The sequence below is a fragment of the Chordicoccus furentiruminis genome, from assembly GCF_019355395.1.
Taxonomy (GTDB): domain Bacteria; phylum Bacillota; class Clostridia; order Lachnospirales; family Lachnospiraceae; genus Chordicoccus; species Chordicoccus furentiruminis.
This window is the reverse complement of record NZ_CP048829.1, coordinates 3193524-3209103: the sequence shown is the minus strand read 5'-3', so window position 1 is coordinate 3209103 and position 15580 is coordinate 3193524. Positions and strand designations below refer to the sequence as shown.

Here is a 15580-nt window from a genome sequence, read left to right as displayed (position 1 = left end):
TTCTGTCAGTCGAGATAGTCCCTTAAAATCCGGCTCTTGGAAGGAGATCGGAGCTTCCGGAGAGCCTTTGCCTCGATCTGACGGATCCGTTCCCTTGTCACATGGAACTCCCGTCCGACCTCCTCCAGCGTCCGCGCCCTGCCGTCGTCCAGTCCGAACCGGAGACGGATCACCTGGCGCTCCCGCTCGGTCAGCGTACCCAGAACCTCATCGAGCTGCTCTCTGAGCAGCGTGTAGGCGGCCGCCTCGGCGGGCACCTGAACATTCTCGTCCTGAATGAAATCGCCGAGATGACTGTCCTCCTCCTCGCCGATCGGCGTCTCGAGGGAAACCGGCTCCTGAGAGACCTTCTGGATCTCACGGACTTTCTCCACCGGAATATCCATCTCCTTCGCGATTTCCTCCGGCGTGGGCTCCCGGCCAAGCTCCTGAAGCAGCTGGCGCTGTACGCGGATCAGCCGGTTGATTGTCTCCACCATATGAACCGGGATCCGGATCGTCCTCGCCTGATCGGCGATCGCCCGCGTGATGGCCTGGCGGATCCACCAGGTGGCGTAGGTGGAGAACTTGAACCCCTTGCGGTAGTCATATTTCTCAACTGCCTTGATCAGTCCGAGATTGCCTTCCTGTATGAGGTCAAGGAACAGCATCCCGCGTCCCACATAGCGCTTTGCGATCGACACCACAAGGCGGAGGTTCGCCTCGGCCAGTCTCTGTCTGGCCTGCAGTCCGCGCTCGCCGCCTTCCTCCATCTGCTTCGACAGCGCAATCTCCTCATCCGCGGTGAGCAGCGGAACTTTGCCGATCTCTTTTAAGTACATCCGCACCGGGTCCTCAAGTGAGACACCGTCCGGCACGCTCAGGTCGATGTTCCTGAGGTCCATCTCGCTCTCATCCTCGCCGGCCTCCTCCTCGTCGCTCATCATCAGGACGTCCTCGTCATCGGATGGATCGCCGGTCCTGAGAACATCGATGCCGTTCGACTCGAGGAATTCAACGATTTTGTCGATATCCCCGTCGCGGAGCGCGGAATCCTTGAATTCCTCCGCGATTTCGTCATAGGTCACCGTGCTCTTGTCTTTTTTCGCGGACAGCACCATATTGCTGAGCTTTTCGGAAAATGCAGCTTCTCTGTTGTTCATAGACTGATGTCTCCGTTTACCTTCTTTTCTCATTCTCGAATCGGGGGTCATGCAGCGAAAGCAGCTTGCCCCGGTCAAATTGCTCCAGAATCTTCTTTCTGGCGATGAAGCGGCTGAGCGCGGCCATATTCTGACCGGCCGCCTGACGCATGGCCGCTTCGCTCCCCGAGCGGATCATTCTTCTCACCGTGTCGGTAAAAGCCCTGTCGAGCTCGGCCGCGGACTGAACCGGAATCGACGTGTGAAAAAGCGCCGCCGCCCTGGACTGCTCCTCCGGATCATCGAACATCGCCACCAGACGGGCCTCGGCCGGACCGCCCTCCTCCAGCTGCGCATAGAGCGCCTTCGAGAGAGCCGAGCAGAGAGGATCCGTGAAATCAGATGCGTCGATCAGTTCCTTCGTCTCCTGGTAGGCCTCCGGATAGGCAGCCAGATACGCCAGCATCAGCTTCTGCGCGGTGACGTCCGCGTCTTCCTTCTCCTCCGGCCGCCTAAGGGACCGGGGCTTCCGGAAGGTTTCGGCCGGCGTGCCCATCGCGGCCCGGCGCCGCACAAGATCCTCAAGCTCATCCTGCGGGATGGAGAAGCGCGCGGCCGCGGCCTCTGTATAATTCCGCCTCTCGAGCGGTTCGGAAATGGCCGTGAGGCGGTCCGCCAGCTTTCTCTCGAATTCTGTCCAGGCGGCAGGATCGTCACGCCGGACGCCGGACGCCAGCTGGTCCGCCTCGAAGAGGAACGCGTTTTCGGCCGCGTCCAGCCGTTCCTCAAACTTCTCCGCCCCCTCGGCCCGCAGAAACTCATCCGGGTCCTTGTGCGGACGGAGGCTGACGACACGGGAGGCGATGCCGGCCTCCTTCAGGATCGGGATCGCCCGGAGCGCGGCTCCGATCCCGGCCCCGTCGCTGTCATAGAGCAGCCGGACCTCTCCCGCAAAGCGCCGGACAAGCCCCGCCTGCTCCGCTGTCAGCGCCGTTCCGAGCGAAGCGCAGGCGTTGGTGAAGCCCGCCTGATGCATCGTGATCACATCCATATAGCCTTCGCAGAGGATCAGGTACCCTTTGCGGCTGGAGCGCGCGTAATTGAGCGCGTAGAGATGCATCCTCTTGTTGAAGACGGAAGACTCGGGCGAATTCAGATACTTCGGCTTCCCGTCGCCCAGGACGCGCCCGCCGAATCCGATGACGCGTCCTCTCTCGTCAAGAATCGGGAACATCACCCGGTTCCAGAAACGGTCGCTGACACCCCGCTTCTCATCAAACTCAAACAGTCCGGTTCCCCGGAGAATCTCATCGGAATATCCCTTCTGCTTCAGATAGCGGTACAGCGTCGAACCGTATTTGTCCGCGTATCCCAGACCGAAATGGCGGATCGTTTCATCCGTGAGCCCCCGTTTTCTGAGATAGGCAAGTCCCGGCGCGCCGGCCTCCGTATGAAGCCGGTAATAGTAGAATCCCGCCGCCTGCTTCAGTGCCGCCAGCTGCTGCTTTCTCTTCTCCGCCTCCGCGCGCCGTGCCGGGGAGAGCGCCTCCTCGGGCAGCGTCATGCCGGCCCTTTCAGCCAGATACCGCAGCGCTTCCACAAAAGTGAAGTGATTGTATTCCATCACGAAGGTAATGACGTTGCCGCCCGCGTGACAGCCGAAGCAGTAATACATCTGCTTCTGCTCACTGACGCTGAAAGAGCCGGTTTTCTCGTTGTGGAAAGGGCACAGTCCGAAATAGTTCGCGCCGCGCCGCTTCAGCGCCACATGCTCGCCGATTACGTCGACGATATTGTTCCGGGCGATAACTTCTTCTATAATTTCTTCCGAATACTGCATTCTCAGTAGACGCTCCAGGATTTCGGTATGAACAGTTCACTGAATTTCGCCTTCGAATACTGATCTGTCATGCCCGAGATGTAGTCGCAGACAACCCGTTCCTTCTCCCATCCGCCCTCGTCGATCAGGCGGATGTATTCCTCCGCCATCTTCTCGGGATGGCGGACATAGTAGGCATACATCTGCTGGATCATGGAGACAGCCTTCGTCTCCTCCCGTTTGGCCGCCGGGTTGACATAGAGGTTTTCGAACATGAAGGCTCTCATTTCCTTCATCGCCGCCGCCACCTCATCCGACATCCGGACCTCGCGGTGATCTCCGGAGGCGCTGACAATATCATGAATGAACGTATTAAGCCGCTCTCTCGTGGAATGGCCGAGCAGGTCTCTTAAATGAGCGGGAATATCCTCTTCCCGGAGAATTTTCGCCCTCTCCGCGTCGTCCATGTCATGATGAATATAGGAAACCTTGTCGCAGAGACGGACCGCCTGGCCCTCCAGCGTGGACGGATGACGCGCGGTACCGTGATTGAGCATGCCGTCGGCGACCTCAAAGGTCAGATTAAGTCCGCGCCCGTCCTTCTCGAGCACCTGAGCCACCCTGACGCTCTGTTCATAGTGACGGAAGCCGAATGGACAGACTGCGTTCAGCGCACGTTCTCCGGCGTGGCCGAAGGGCGTATGCCCGAGGTCGTGGCCCAGCGCGATGGCCTCCACCAGATCCTCGTTGAGCCTAAGGCACTTCGCTACCGTCCGGGCCGTCTGGCTGACCTCCAGCGTATGCATCATGCGGGTGCGGTAATGATCGCCCTGAGGCGAAAGAAAGACCTGCGTCTTGTCCTTCAGCCTGCGGAACGATTTGCAGTGAACGATCCGGTCCCTGTCTCTCATATAGCAGGTTCGGATGTCACAGGGTTCTTCCTTGCGCGGACGGCCTCCGGACGCGTCGGAGAAGGATGCGGACGGATCCAGAATCCGCCGTTCATTGGCTTCCAGTTCTTCACGGATCAGCAAAGGAATCACCTCCTCGACGAAAACCTTACATTTTATTATTCCGCGTGCCCTGCCCGAATTCCTTTTTATTCTTTCGTTTCACATAGTTTTCACAGACGGATCTCCCTCGCAAAAAAACCGGCGGACGCGCAAAAGCCCTGCCGCCTCTCCGAAGAGAGACGGCAGGACCCGCGTTCCGCCGGTTCCGTCCGCCTGCTGCAGATCAGTAGACGCCCTGTGCGAGCATCGCCTCAGCCACCTTCTCGAACCCGGCGATGTTGGCGCCGGCGACATAGTTTCCGGGCATACCGTACTTCCGGGCTGCCGCATCGATCGTATCCGCGATGCCGGTCATGATGGACTTCAGCCGCGAATCGACTTCTTCCTCTGTCCAGGACAGCCGCTCGGAATTCTGGGACATCTCGAGCGCGGAGGTCGCGACACCGCCGGCGTTCGAAGCCTTGCCCGGCGTGAAGAGAACGCCGTTCTCCTGAAGATATTTTGTCGCTTCCGCCGTGGTCGGCATATTCGCGCCTTCGAACACGCCCTGGCATCCGTTGGAAACCAGCGCCTTCGCGTCGTCCAGATTCAGCTCGTTCTGCGTCGCGCACGGGAAGGCGTAATCCACCTTGACGGTCCAGACGCCTCTTCCCTCGTGATAGACGGCGTTCGGCTTCTTCGCCTTGTACTCGGTCAGTCTTGCGCGTCTGACTTCCTTGACCTCCTTCAGAAGCGCCACATCAATTCCGTCCGGATCGTAGATCCAGCCTGTCGAATCGGACACCGTGACCACCTTCGCGCCCAGCTGCTCCGCCTTCTCGGCCGCATAGATCGCCACATTGCCGGCGCCGGACACAGACACGGTTTTTCCTGCCAGTGTCTGACCGTTCAGTCTGAGGATCTCCTCCGTATGATAGAGCAGGCCGTATCCGGTCGCCTGCGTACGGATCAGTGATCCGCCGAACGTCAGTCCCTTTCCGGTCAGCATTCCCTCATAGGAGCCCGTGATGCGCTTGTACTGACCGAAGAGATACCCGACCTCGCGGCCGCCGACGCCGATGTCACCGGCCGGGACATCAATATCCGCGCCGACATACTTGTACAGCTCGGTCATAAAGGACTGGCAGAAGCGCATGACCTCCGCGTCCGACTTTCCGTGCGGATCGAAATCGGAGCCGCCTTTCGCGCCGCCGATCGGCAGCGTGGTGAGCGCGTTCTTGAAGACCTGCTCGAAGCCGAGGAATTTCAGGATTCCGATATAAACGGACGGATGGAAGCGCAGGCCGCCCTTGTACGGTCCGATCGCGTTATTGAACTGGACGCGGAAGCCTCTCTGGACATGCACCTTTCCTGCATCGTCAGTCCAGGGGACACGGAACATGATCACTCTGTCCGGCTCCACCAGTCTCTCGAGCAGAGCGGCGTCACGGTACTTTTTCTCGCTTGCGTCAACGACCGGCCGGATGGATTCCAGCACCTCGGTCACAGCCTGAATAAATTCCGGCTGATCGGTGTTTTTCTCTCTGACGGATGCGAGTACTTCATCGACATATGACATTGTAAACCCTCCATTAGACGGTTAACTCAAACGATGTCATTTTAGCATCTGCTTTACCGTGCTACAACACGAAAATTCGGACACAGAAAGAATTATTGTACTTTTTTATATGCAAAACAATCATGTTCCGAATGTTCTCCCCTTTGACAATTCCAATACCGGGCGGATAATCCGCTGTTATGTTTCTCTGTTCATACATAGATTCACCTGATGTATGCGTCCTCTTCTTTCCGCAGGAAGCGTTCTTCCCCGGACACAGGAAAGCCCCGCTTTCACCGATGTGAAGCGGGGCTTCCTGTGTCCGGGCGGTTCCGTCCGGCAGACGATCCTGTTTAAAAGCTGTATCCGCAAGCCGCGGTCCGGTCACCTTTCCTCCCGGAAATACGGCCTTCCGAGCGATGCCGGCGGCTGGTTCTCCTTCCGGTTCCGGAGACTGATCAGAATAAGAACGAAGATCGTGACCACATACGGAAGCATCTTATAGAGCTCCTTCACCGCAAGATTCGTCCCCGTGGGAATGAACAGATAGAGGATGTAGAGACTTCCGAAGAGCATGGACGCGAAGACCGCCACGTTCGGGCGCCAGACCGTGAAGATCACGAGCGCGATGGCGAGCCAGCCTCTGTCGCCGAATCCGTCGTTGGACCAGACGCCGTTCGCGTAGTCCATGATGTAATAGAGGCCGCCGAGTCCGGCGATCACGCTGCCGACACAGGTGGCGACGTACTTGTAGCGGATGACGTTGATGCCGGCCGTATCCGCCGTGGACGGATTCTCTCCAACAGCCCGGAGCTCAAGACCGGTCCGGGTTCCCCTGATGATGTGCGCGACGACAAAAGCCACCACGATCGAAATATAGGCGAGGAATCCGTAGGAAAGAAACACCTTTCCGAACCATCCTGTGTGAGCGGCGAACGGCAGTTTCTTCGCGAACAGCTTGCTGGTGGCCGAAAGCGCGATCGACGGCACCGATGAGCCTGTCAGCTTGATCAGCGACCCGCCGAAGAAGTTGCCGAAGCCGGTTCCGAATGTCGTGAGCGCAAGACCTGTTACGTTCTGATCCGCGCGCAGCGTGACCGTCAGGAAGCAGTAAAGAAGTCCCATGAGGAATGACCCGGCAACGCAGCAGAGAAGCGGGATCAGCACCCCAAGCACCGGATTGATCATGGACGGATCCTCAAAGGACCGCTCGTAGAAGAAAGAACCGATGACGCCGCTGATCGCGCCCACGTACATAATACCCGGAATCCCGAGGTTCAGGTTGCCGGATTTTTCCGTCAGAGTTTCGCCTGTGCAGCCGCAGAGAAGCGGAATGCCCTGCATGACGGCACGGGGAATGAATGTGACAAGATCAAACATAACGCTTCCCTCCTTACGCTTTCTTTCTGCTGAGCCGGTACGTCACGAAAAATTCGCTTCCGATCAGGAAGAAAATGATGATGCCTGTGAGAATCTCACTGAAGGACTGATTCAGGCTGAACGCCGTCGCGATTTCACTGGCTCCTCTCCCCATAAAGACGATCAGAAAACTGGTGAAAATCATGCCGATCGGATTGAACTTGGCCATCCACGCGACCATAACACCGGTGAATCCTTCTCCTCCGGCGATCGTGGTCGTCAGCGTATGATCCGTGCCGGCGACGAGCAGCAGTCCGCACAGGCCGCAGATCGCGCCGGAGATGCAGAGCGTCCGGACGATCACCCGGTTGACCTTGATGCCGACGTAGCGCGCCGTCTTCTCGCTCTCTCCGACGACCGCGATCTCATAGCCCTGCTTGCTGTAGCGCAGATAGATGTACATGCATACCGTGACCGCCGCCACGATCAGCACATTCAGCATATACTTGTAGCTGCCGATCGCGGGGAACCAGCCGGCATGCGTCTTCGCGTTGATGATGCCGATCTTGCCGGACCCCTTCGGAACTTCCCAGAGGATCGTAAAATATGCGACGATCTGGGTTGCCACATAGTTCATCATCAGTGTGAACAGCGTCTCGTTGGTATTCCACTTCGCCTTGCAGATCGCGGGGATCATCGCCCAGACCGCGCCCGCCGCCAGTGAGGCGGCGACCATGATGACGACCAGCACCGCGTTCGGCACCCGGTCGCCGATCTTCAGCATGCAGGCAGCCGCCGCGAGGCAGCCGATCAGGACCTGCCCCTCGCCTCCGATATTCCAGAAGCGCATCTTGAAGGCCGGCGTCAGCGCAAGAGAAATACAGAGAAGAATCGCCAGCTCCTGCAGCATGATCCAGAATTTTCTCTGCGTGCCGAAATTGCCGTACAGCATGGTCTTGAAGACCTCGCCCGGATTGTCTCCCGTCAGCGCCATCGTCACAATGGCGCAGACCACAAGCGAAAGAACAAGGGCGAGTCCGCGGATGCCCCATGCGCGGTACCAGGGGAGCGCGTCTCTCTTTACGATATGAAATTTACCCGAACTTTTTCCCGTCGTCATCGTTTCCGCCCTCCTCACTGCCTCACCGGCTTGTCCGGCATGCTGGTCATAAGAAGTCCGACTTCGTTTTTATTCGTCTTCCGCGCGTCGAGGACGCCGCTGACCTTTCCCTCGCACAGTACCAGAATCCGGTCGCAGAGCTCCAGCAGCACGTCCAGATCCTCGCCTACATAGAGAACGGCTACACCGGCTTCCTTCTGCTTATTGATCAGATCATAAATTGTATAGGAAGAATTGATGTCGAGTCCGCGGACCGCATAGGCCGTGAGCAGCACCTTCGGCGCCGACGAAATCTCCCGTCCCACCAGCACCTTCTGGACGTTCCCGCCCGAAAGACGCCGGACCGGAGTGGAGACGGAGGGCGTCACCACCTCCAGTTCGTCCACAATGTGCTCGGCCAGCTGATGAGGACGCTTCCGGTCGGTGAAGGCCGAACGCCCGCTGCGGAAGCTTCTGAGCATCATATTGTCCGAAAGGTCCATATTCCCGACCAATCCCATACCAAGCCGGTCTTCAGGGACGAAGGACAGCGTAACGCCCATCCTCGCGATATCGAGCGGATCCTTCCCGACCAGTTCCTCCCGTTTTCCGTCGTCGTTCACGTAGACGATGCTGCCCTGTTCCGTCGGCTGAAGACCCGCGACGGATTCGAGCAGCTCCTTCTGCCCGCAGCCCGAGATACCGGCGATACCGAGGATCTCTCCGCTCCGCGCGCTGAATGTCACGTCATCCAGCTTCAGTACGCCGTCCACACTGCGCACGGTCAGTCCCTTCACCTCAAGGCGTGTCTTCGGGTTGACCGGCTCCGCACGGTGAATGTGCAGCTCCACCTGATGACCGACCATCATGTTGGTCATCTCCTGCGTCGTCGTGTCCTTCGTCACCAGATCGCCGATAAACTTCCCGCGCCGGAGTACGTCGACCCGGTCCGAGATTTCCTTCACCTCGTTCAGCTTATGAGTGATGATGATGACCGCCTTGCCGCTTTTGCGCATATTGCGGAGCACGTCGAAGAGTTTCTCTGTCTCCTGCGGCGTCAGCACGGCTGTCGGTTCGTCAAGAATCAGAATGTCCGCCTTCCGGTAGAGAACCTTGATGATCTCGACCGTCTGCTTCTGGGAGACGGACATGTCGTAGATCTTCTGGTCCGGATCCAGCTCAAAGCCGTACTCGCCGCAGATAGCCCGGATTCGTTCGGCAGCCGCCTTCAGGTCAAGCCTTCCCGGCTCCTTCAGGCCCAGAATGATGTTCTCCGTCGCCGTCAGTACGTCCACCAGCTTGTAATGCTGGTGAATCATGCCGATGCCGAGGTCGTAGGCGTCCTTCGGCGAACGGATGGTAGCCGGCTTTCCGTTGACATAGATTTCCCCGGCATCCGGATAGTAGATGCCGGCCAGCATGTTCATCAGCGTCGTCTTTCCGCTTCCGTTCTCTCCGAGAAGGGCCAGAATCTCTCCCCGGTTGATATCGATGGACACATGATCGTTCGCAACAACCTTACCGAAGGTTTTTGTGATGTTCCTCATCTGGACTGCCGCTGTGTCGCTCAAATCATTCACCTCCCGTCAGTTCTCGTCTGCTCTGCCAGACAGGTCAGCGCCCCGTTCCCGGGCCTGCTCACATCTCCGGCAGAATCCGTCGGTCTCTGAAACGAAACGTCCTGACGCAAGAACGCCAGGACGTTTCCAAGCTTCGTTTCGTTCTCAGGGACATGCAGCCGCAAGCGGTCAGAAGCTGGTATCCAGCAGCTTAATCCCGTCGATCTGAATGTCGAAATACGGCGCGCTGCGGTATTCGGATTCATGGAAGTATCCGTCGGAAACCGCTTCCGTGTCGCCCTCGTAGTTGGCGTCCGTATCCACATCCGCCATATAGCTGGTCAGATGGCCGTCGCTGTCAACCTTGGCGTTCTTGTTCTTGTCGTCAGAGACCGTCACGGTGAAGGCGGACGTGTCAAAGACATGCAGAGAGCCGTCCTCCAGCTTCTTCATCGTATCGTCAAGAACTTGCTGCGTGCCGTCAGCGGCCACCTTGGTGTTGAGCTCGGTGAGCTGCACGGACTTGGTGGACAGCGTACCGGTCCAGTCTGTGTCGATCGGCTTGCCTTCCGCAACGCAGGAGATCGCATACTCATAGTACGGAGCCCAGTCGATGCGGGAGCTGATGATGTAGGTGTTCGGACCGACATCGATGGTGGAGCCGTTGTAGGAGACATCCGGGACGCCCGCCGTCTCGCAGGCAGTCGGCGCACCCATCGAATCCGCGTGCTGGCTGATCAGAGCGCAGCCGTCGGAGATCAGCTTGTTCGCCGCTTCCTTCTCAGCCGTCTCATCGTACCAGGAACCCGTGAAGGTGACCTCCATCGTCGCGGACGGGCACTCGGAACGGGCGCCGAGGAAGAAGGAGGTGTAGCCGGAGATCACTTCCGCGTAGGTGTACGCGCCGACATAGCCGATCTTCGCCTGATCCTCTGTGATCTTGCCGTCCTTGATCATTTGGTTCAGCTTGAGGCCCGCGGCCACGCCTGCCAGATAACGGCCTTCATAGATGGAAGCGAACGCATTGTGATAGTTGTCGAGGCCTTCGGTGTGCGCCTTGGTGCCGGTGGAATGACAGAACTGAACGTCCGGATACTCCTGGGCGGCCTGAATCATGAAGTCCTCGTGGCCGAAGCTGTCCGCGAAGACGATGTTGCAGCCGCTGTCCGCCAGATCCGCCGCCGTATCGTAGCATTCCTGCCCTTCCGGTACGTTGGTCTTCAGGACGATCTGGTCGTCCGAAAGACCGAGGTCAGACGCAGCCTGCTTGGCCGCGTTGATGAAGTTGAGATCGTAGGTGGAGTTCTCGTCGTGAAGGAAGATGAAACCGACCTTCAGTCCGCTGACATCCGCCTTGGTCAAAGGCTCCGCTGATGCGGTTGTACTGGCTGCCGCCTCCGCCGACGCCGTGCTGTCGGCAGCCGCAACGCTGGATACCATCGACGCACCGAGAATCACTGCTGTTGCCATTGCGATTGCTTTTTTCATTTGCAGCTCCTCCTTGTTCTGTCACCCGGGCCGAATCCGCTCCGGCCTTTAACTGGCAGAAAAACGGTTCCTCCGCCGGGAAAAAGGATCGTTTCATCCGGTCCGGAAAGTTTTTCTGCTGCTCTAACGCGTGTACAGACTGATTATATCCTGTCAAGAAAAATCTGTCCACAAATAAGACACAATTTGATCAAAGTGCCCGAACCCGCCTCCTGAGCCGGCTGAAACCGCGGATTTTTTGGACAATCTGCGCAGAAGAACGAACTCGTCTGACAGTCGGCCGGGCTCTTTCGTAAAAGACCCGGCTTTCCCTGAGAGCGGGTGAACGCTCTGTCCGAAAAGCTTCCTTTTGCGGAGGTTTCTCGAACCCTCCGCCGGACACCGCTGCCTGTCTTTCCATAAAATCATCAAACGCAGTCCTGCACGAAAACAAAAACAGGGGAAGGCTTTCTCCTCCTTCCCCTGTGTGAACTGCGGGATCTGGCTGCTCCGGCCGTTTACTCCGTATCCTCCTGAACGTAATGCTCGAAAAAGCGGGCCATCTTGCCGGCGGCCTCTTTCAGCGTCGTCATCATCGGCAGATAGACTATCCGGAAGTGATCCGGCTCCGGCCAGTTAAAGCCCGTGCCCTGGACGATCAGCACATGCTCCTGACGGAGAAGGTCATAGGCGAACTTCATGTCGTCATGGATATGGAAGCGCTCCTTATCCATCTTCGGGAAGCAGTAGAAGGCCGCCTTCGGCTTCACCACGCTGAGTCCCGGAATCGCGTTGATGGCGTCGTAAATGAAATCACGCTGTTTTGTCACCCGTCCCTCCGGCGAGACATAGCTCCGGACGCTCTGGTGGCCGCCGAGGGCGGTCTGAACGATGGACTGCGCCGGTACATTCGAGCAGAGCCGCATGGAGGAAAGCATCTTGATGCCCTCGATGTAGTCCTTCGCGATCGCCTTGTTGCCGGACAGGATCATCCAGCCCACTCGGAAGCCCGCGATCATATGGGACTTCGACAGTCCGGAAAAAGTGACACAGAACAGATCCGGCGCCAGAGAGGCGATGGAGGTATGCGTACAGCCGTCCATCAGGAGCCGGTCGTAAATCTCATCCGAAAAGATGATCAGCTGATGTCTCCGCGCGATCTCGACGATCTGCTCAAGAATCTCCTTCGGGTAGACGGCGCCTGTCGGATTGTTGGGATTGATGATGACAAGAGCCTTCGTCCGGTCCGTGATCTTGGACTCCATATCCTGAAGATCCGGATTCCAGTCGCTCTGCTCATCGCAGAGGTAGTGCACCACCTTTCCCCCTGCGAGCGTAGCGCATGCCGTCCACAGCGGATAATCGGGAGCGGGAATCAGGATTTCGTCCCCGTCGTCAAGCAGGGCCTGCATCACCAGATTGATCAGCTCGGATACGCCGTTTCCGGTGTAGATGTCATCCATTTCCACATTGGGGATGCCCCGGAGCTGGGCGTACTGCATGATCGCTTTCCGGGCGGACCAGATTCCCTTCGAATTGGAATACCCCTGGCTGTCCCGGAGATTCCGGGCCATATCACGGATCACCTCTTCCGGCGCGTTGAAGCCGAAGGGCGCCGGATTCCCGATATTCAGCTTGAGAACTTCGATGCCGTCGCTGATCATCCGGTCGGCTTCCTCCACCACCGGACCGCGGACATCGTAGAGGACATTGTCAAGTTTTGTCGATTTGCTGAAAGTGCGCATGATATACCTCCCTGCCGGAACCGTCGGATAAAAGAAGTCCGGCGTATCGGCGCGAATGATGTGCGAATCAAATCCGGAACTTATACTAACTTAATACTCTTTTCCGGCTCCGTCAAGAAACCGCCCGCAGCCTTCCGTTCATATTCCGCCCCAAATTGTTCAGATTTCATTTACAGAACGACAATCAGTTCTTCACATCCGTTCTCTATCCTTTTATTGAAAGCTGATGAGACATCATAATAACCTTTTTCTTTTTCATACCTGCCCGCTGAGGGCGGGACTCCTTCCTGAAAAGACAGTCCGCAGGGGCTGTCTTTTTTCATGTCCTCCCGCGGTTTTCCTTTTCTCTCCCCTGTGGTAAGATAAAAAAGAAAAACGGGCCGTCCGGACTGCCCGTTCTCATTAATCTCATTATGAAAGGCTGGAATCGGTATGCCAAACGATCAGCAGTATCATATCCGTGTCCGCAGAGGACATCACCAGAGACTCCGCTTCTGGTTCGCTCCGGTCGACGACCGGATCATGAACGCACGGGCCGACTGGCTGGACGACGCTGAGCTCTCCTGCGACAATCTCTGCACCAAAGAACTCTTCTATCCGTTTATCCGAAAATACTATCCGGGAAAATTCGAGTGGAAGAACGAGCTGAATCTGATGCCGTTCGACAGCGTGCTCGCGATGACAAACGAGTGCCGTCATGTCGCGAAGCTTCTGAAGAAAAACTATCATGATCCCCGGCTTAAGGCGTACAAGCGCCACTACTCCATCGATCTGCTCGTCACAGAGGACGAATATGAGCGGCTCTACGCAAACGCCCCGGCTGCCGCGAAAGAAAAGGCGGTGGAGGACCATGCAGACGTCATCATCGAATTCTACAAGACTGTCTGCGATTATCTTGAGGAAACGGTGAAGGAATATGCCCCTAAAGGCTTCCACTCCATCGCGATCTACGCGCCTCACTGACGGCTCCGCACCGCACGCCCGGAGCCGGATTCGTCTCCCGGGGGCGGATCCGGCTTATCCGGCGCGCACAGACCTTACCCGCCCGCGGCCGTCGCTCTTTTTTTCCGGACAGGCGGTTAAAGCCGTTCCAGCAGAACATCGATCACGCCGCCGCAGGCCATTCCCGCGTTTTCCTCCGCGTCCGGGCGGAGATCCACGGTCATCACTTCCGGCTCCGTAAGTCCGAGCTGCATTCTCTGCAGCGCGCGCCGCTTCACTTCGGCCTCGAAGCAGCCGCCCCCTATGGTGCCCGAGGCGGTTCCGTCGCGGAACACGATCATCTTCGTTCCGATCGACCGCGGCGAAGGTCCGCGTCTTCGGACAATCATCGCCAGCGTCCTCTCCCCGTCCGCTCTCAGCGCGTCCAGAACCGCCGGTTCATCGCCGTCCCCGGGACGCTTCGGCTGGGCGATCAGTTCAGCCGCGACAGAAACCGCGATTTCCGCCGGTGTGGCCGCGCCGATCGGAAGCCCGATCGGCGAGTGCAGCCGGTCATACGCCTCCGGGGAAACGCCCCGGGCGATCATCTCTTCCCGGGCATGGGCCGCCCTCATGTGGCTGCTCATCATGCCCGCATACCGGAACGGCCGCCGGAGGATCACATCGAGACAGTCCATGTCGAAGCGATGGCCTCTCGTCATCACGATGTAAGACACGTCCGGGTCGTCAGGCAGTGAGCGCAGGCTTTCCGCGAAAGGCCCGATCAGCACCCGGTCCGCGCCCGCCTTCCGTGCCTCTTCCCCGAAAGACGGCCTGTCCTCGAGGACGACGATCCGGTACCCGGTCATCCGCAAAATCCGGATCAGCGCTGACGCCACAAAGCCAGCTCCGCAGACCACCGCGGTCTTGGCGGAAGATCTCTGCTCATAGTACGCCGTCAGTCCGGGACGGAGGCCGATGCGGCCCCGCCCCGTCAGCTGACGGATCCGGTTCTTCTCCTCTTCCGCGAGCGGGATGGATGTCTCGATCCGTCCGTCCTCCGCGAGGAGGCAATGCTGTCCGACAAAAGGACCGGTTTCCTCTCCGTCCGTTTCCGTAACCGTCAGAAGCACCGACCGGCTGCCTTCCTCCGGCTCAAAAAAGCGCCGGACCATCCGCTTCTCTGCTTCTCTGTCAAGTCTGCTTTCTGAACTGCTCATCCCGTTCCCTTTCACTCATCAGCCGGTACCGTCTCGGCGTCACACCGTAATGTTTCCGGAACGTCCGGCAGAAATAAGAGGAATAGCGATATCCGACACGGTGCGCAATTTCCTCTGTCAGCGTGTTCTCCGTCACAAGAAGATAGGCGGCGCGCTCGATGCGCTGCTGCTCAACGAACTGCTGGATCGACATGCCCTCGACCCGCCGGAAGATCACGCAGAGATAATTCGGAGAGAGGTTCACCTGTCTCGCGATCACCGCAAGACTCAGGTCCTCCTGAAGATGCAGGCGGATATACATCTTGACGAAGGCGACCTCATCTCTTGTATTTCCCCGGAGATCCTGCGGACACTCCTGTTCGCCGTATGCCGGAAGGACAGACGGCAGCGTCTGTGCGACAATCGTGTGAGCGTCCTCGTCCGTGAGCAGAATCCCGGTTCCGTCGAATTCGTTCAGCATCGCAAGCGCCTCCGGAAAGCTGCCTGCCTTCTGAACCGTCACCTTCGGATTTCTGATTCTGACCGTCTCCCTCACATGGTCAAACAGTCTGTCATGACGTGTCACCACCACATACTTCTTCTCTTTCATGTGTCTGTCCCCCTCTGTTCGATCACAGAATTGTTCGATTTGCATATGCAAATCAGTGGCGATAGACACAATATAGACATATTTTTCTCACAATGCAAGTCATTATTGAAATTCGATTGCATTTTAACATA

At 57.9% G+C, this 15580-nt stretch carries 13 protein-coding genes; 1 reads left to right on the top strand and 12 read right to left on the bottom strand.

The features are described 5' to 3' along the window. Window positions 1-5: 5 nt before the first annotated feature. The 10 genes from rpoD to G4C92_RS14530 form a co-directional block, all read right to left on the bottom strand. Window positions 6-1142 carry an RNA polymerase sigma factor RpoD gene (gene rpoD, locus G4C92_RS14575; RefSeq protein ID WP_274940544.1) on the bottom strand — a complete coding sequence of 379 codons (1137 nt, stop codon included), beginning with the start codon at window positions 1140-1142 and terminating at the stop codon, window positions 6-8. 16 nt (window positions 1143-1158) lie between these two features. Then, window positions 1159-2961 carry a DNA primase gene (gene dnaG, locus G4C92_RS14570; protein ID WP_274940543.1) on the bottom strand — a complete coding sequence of 601 codons (1803 nt, stop codon included), beginning with the start codon at window positions 2959-2961 and terminating at the stop codon, window positions 1159-1161. A gap of 2 nt (window positions 2962-2963) precedes the next feature. Next, on the bottom strand, window positions 2964-3974 hold the full coding sequence (locus G4C92_RS14565; protein WP_274940542.1) for a deoxyguanosinetriphosphate triphosphohydrolase: 1011 nt from the start codon (window positions 3972-3974) through the stop codon (window positions 2964-2966). Between the two features lie 202 nt (window positions 3975-4176). After that, window positions 4177-5511, bottom strand: coding sequence for an NADP-specific glutamate dehydrogenase (gene gdhA / locus G4C92_RS14560; RefSeq protein WP_274940541.1), 1335 nt, complete (start codon window positions 5509-5511; stop codon window positions 4177-4179). 363 nt (window positions 5512-5874) lie between these two features. Beyond that, window positions 5875-6870, bottom strand: a complete 996-nt coding sequence (locus G4C92_RS14555) for an ABC transporter permease (protein WP_274940540.1) — start codon at window positions 6868-6870, stop codon at window positions 5875-5877. 13 nt (window positions 6871-6883) lie between these two features. Then, window positions 6884-7969 carry an ABC transporter permease gene (locus G4C92_RS14550; RefSeq protein WP_274940539.1) on the bottom strand — a complete coding sequence of 362 codons (1086 nt, stop codon included), beginning with the start codon at window positions 7967-7969 and terminating at the stop codon, window positions 6884-6886. Between the two features lie 14 nt (window positions 7970-7983). Further along, window positions 7984-9519, bottom strand: a complete 1536-nt coding sequence (locus G4C92_RS14545) for an ABC transporter ATP-binding protein (RefSeq protein ID WP_274940538.1) — start codon at window positions 9517-9519, stop codon at window positions 7984-7986. 177 nt (window positions 9520-9696) lie between these two features. After that, entirely contained in the window at window positions 9697-11001 is a 1305-nt protein-coding gene (locus G4C92_RS14540; protein ID WP_408611782.1) for a BMP family ABC transporter substrate-binding protein, read from the bottom strand. A gap of 491 nt (window positions 11002-11492) precedes the next feature. Then, on the bottom strand, window positions 11493-12719 hold the full coding sequence (locus tag G4C92_RS14535) for an aminotransferase class I/II-fold pyridoxal phosphate-dependent enzyme (protein WP_274940536.1): 1227 nt from the start codon (window positions 12717-12719) through the stop codon (window positions 11493-11495). A 170-nt stretch (window positions 12720-12889) separates the two neighbouring features. Then, a complete protein-coding gene (locus G4C92_RS14530) occupies window positions 12890-13042 on the bottom strand; it encodes a hypothetical protein (RefSeq protein ID WP_274940535.1) in 153 nt (50 codons plus the stop codon). Between the two features lie 109 nt (window positions 13043-13151). Between G4C92_RS14530 and G4C92_RS14525 the strand changes: the two genes are divergently transcribed. Then, window positions 13152-13682 carry a hypothetical protein gene (locus tag G4C92_RS14525; RefSeq protein ID WP_274940534.1) on the top strand — a complete coding sequence of 177 codons (531 nt, stop codon included), beginning with the start codon at window positions 13152-13154 and terminating at the stop codon, window positions 13680-13682. Between the two features lie 116 nt (window positions 13683-13798). Here the strand turns inward: G4C92_RS14525 and G4C92_RS14520 are convergent, their stop codons facing one another. Both G4C92_RS14520 and G4C92_RS14515 read right to left on the bottom strand, forming a co-directional pair. Then, window positions 13799-14860 carry an XdhC family protein gene (locus G4C92_RS14520; protein ID WP_274940533.1) on the bottom strand — a complete coding sequence of 354 codons (1062 nt, stop codon included), beginning with the start codon at window positions 14858-14860 and terminating at the stop codon, window positions 13799-13801. Then, on the bottom strand, window positions 14835-15449 hold the full coding sequence (locus G4C92_RS14515) for a helix-turn-helix transcriptional regulator (protein WP_274940532.1): 615 nt from the start codon (window positions 15447-15449) through the stop codon (window positions 14835-14837). Before G4C92_RS14515 ends, G4C92_RS14520 begins: the two co-directional genes overlap by 26 nt. Window positions 15450-15580 lie beyond the last annotated feature (131 nt).

What these genes read in the sequence shown, in the direction of transcription:
- rpoD (WP_274940544.1), bottom strand. Translation starts at nt 1,142, where the DNA reads ATGAACAACAGAGAAGCTGCATTTTCCGAAAAGCTCAGCAATATGGTG.
- dnaG (WP_274940543.1), bottom strand. Translation starts at nt 2,961, where the DNA reads ATGCAGTATTCGGAAGAAATTATAGAAGAAGTTATCGCCCGGAACAAT.
- gdhA (WP_274940541.1), bottom strand. Translation starts at nt 5,511, where the DNA reads ATGTCATATGTCGATGAAGTACTCGCATCCGTCAGAGAGAAAAACACC.
- G4C92_RS14555 (WP_274940540.1), bottom strand. Translation starts at nt 6,870, where the DNA reads ATGTTTGATCTTGTCACATTCATTCCCCGTGCCGTCATGCAGGGCATT.
- G4C92_RS14550 (WP_274940539.1), bottom strand. Translation starts at nt 7,969, where the DNA reads ATGACGACGGGAAAAAGTTCGGGTAAATTTCATATCGTAAAGAGAGAC.
- G4C92_RS14535 (WP_274940536.1), bottom strand. Translation starts at nt 12,719, where the DNA reads ATGCGCACTTTCAGCAAATCGACAAAACTTGACAATGTCCTCTACGAT.
- G4C92_RS14530 (WP_274940535.1), bottom strand. Translation starts at nt 13,042, where the DNA reads ATGAAAAAAGACAGCCCCTGCGGACTGTCTTTTCAGGAAGGAGTCCCG.
- G4C92_RS14525 (WP_274940534.1), top strand. Translation starts at nt 13,152, where the DNA reads ATGCCAAACGATCAGCAGTATCATATCCGTGTCCGCAGAGGACATCAC.
- G4C92_RS14520 (WP_274940533.1), bottom strand. Translation starts at nt 14,860, where the DNA reads ATGAGCAGTTCAGAAAGCAGACTTGACAGAGAAGCAGAGAAGCGGATG.
- G4C92_RS14515 (WP_274940532.1), bottom strand. Translation starts at nt 15,449, where the DNA reads ATGAAAGAGAAGAAGTATGTGGTGGTGACACGTCATGACAGACTGTTT.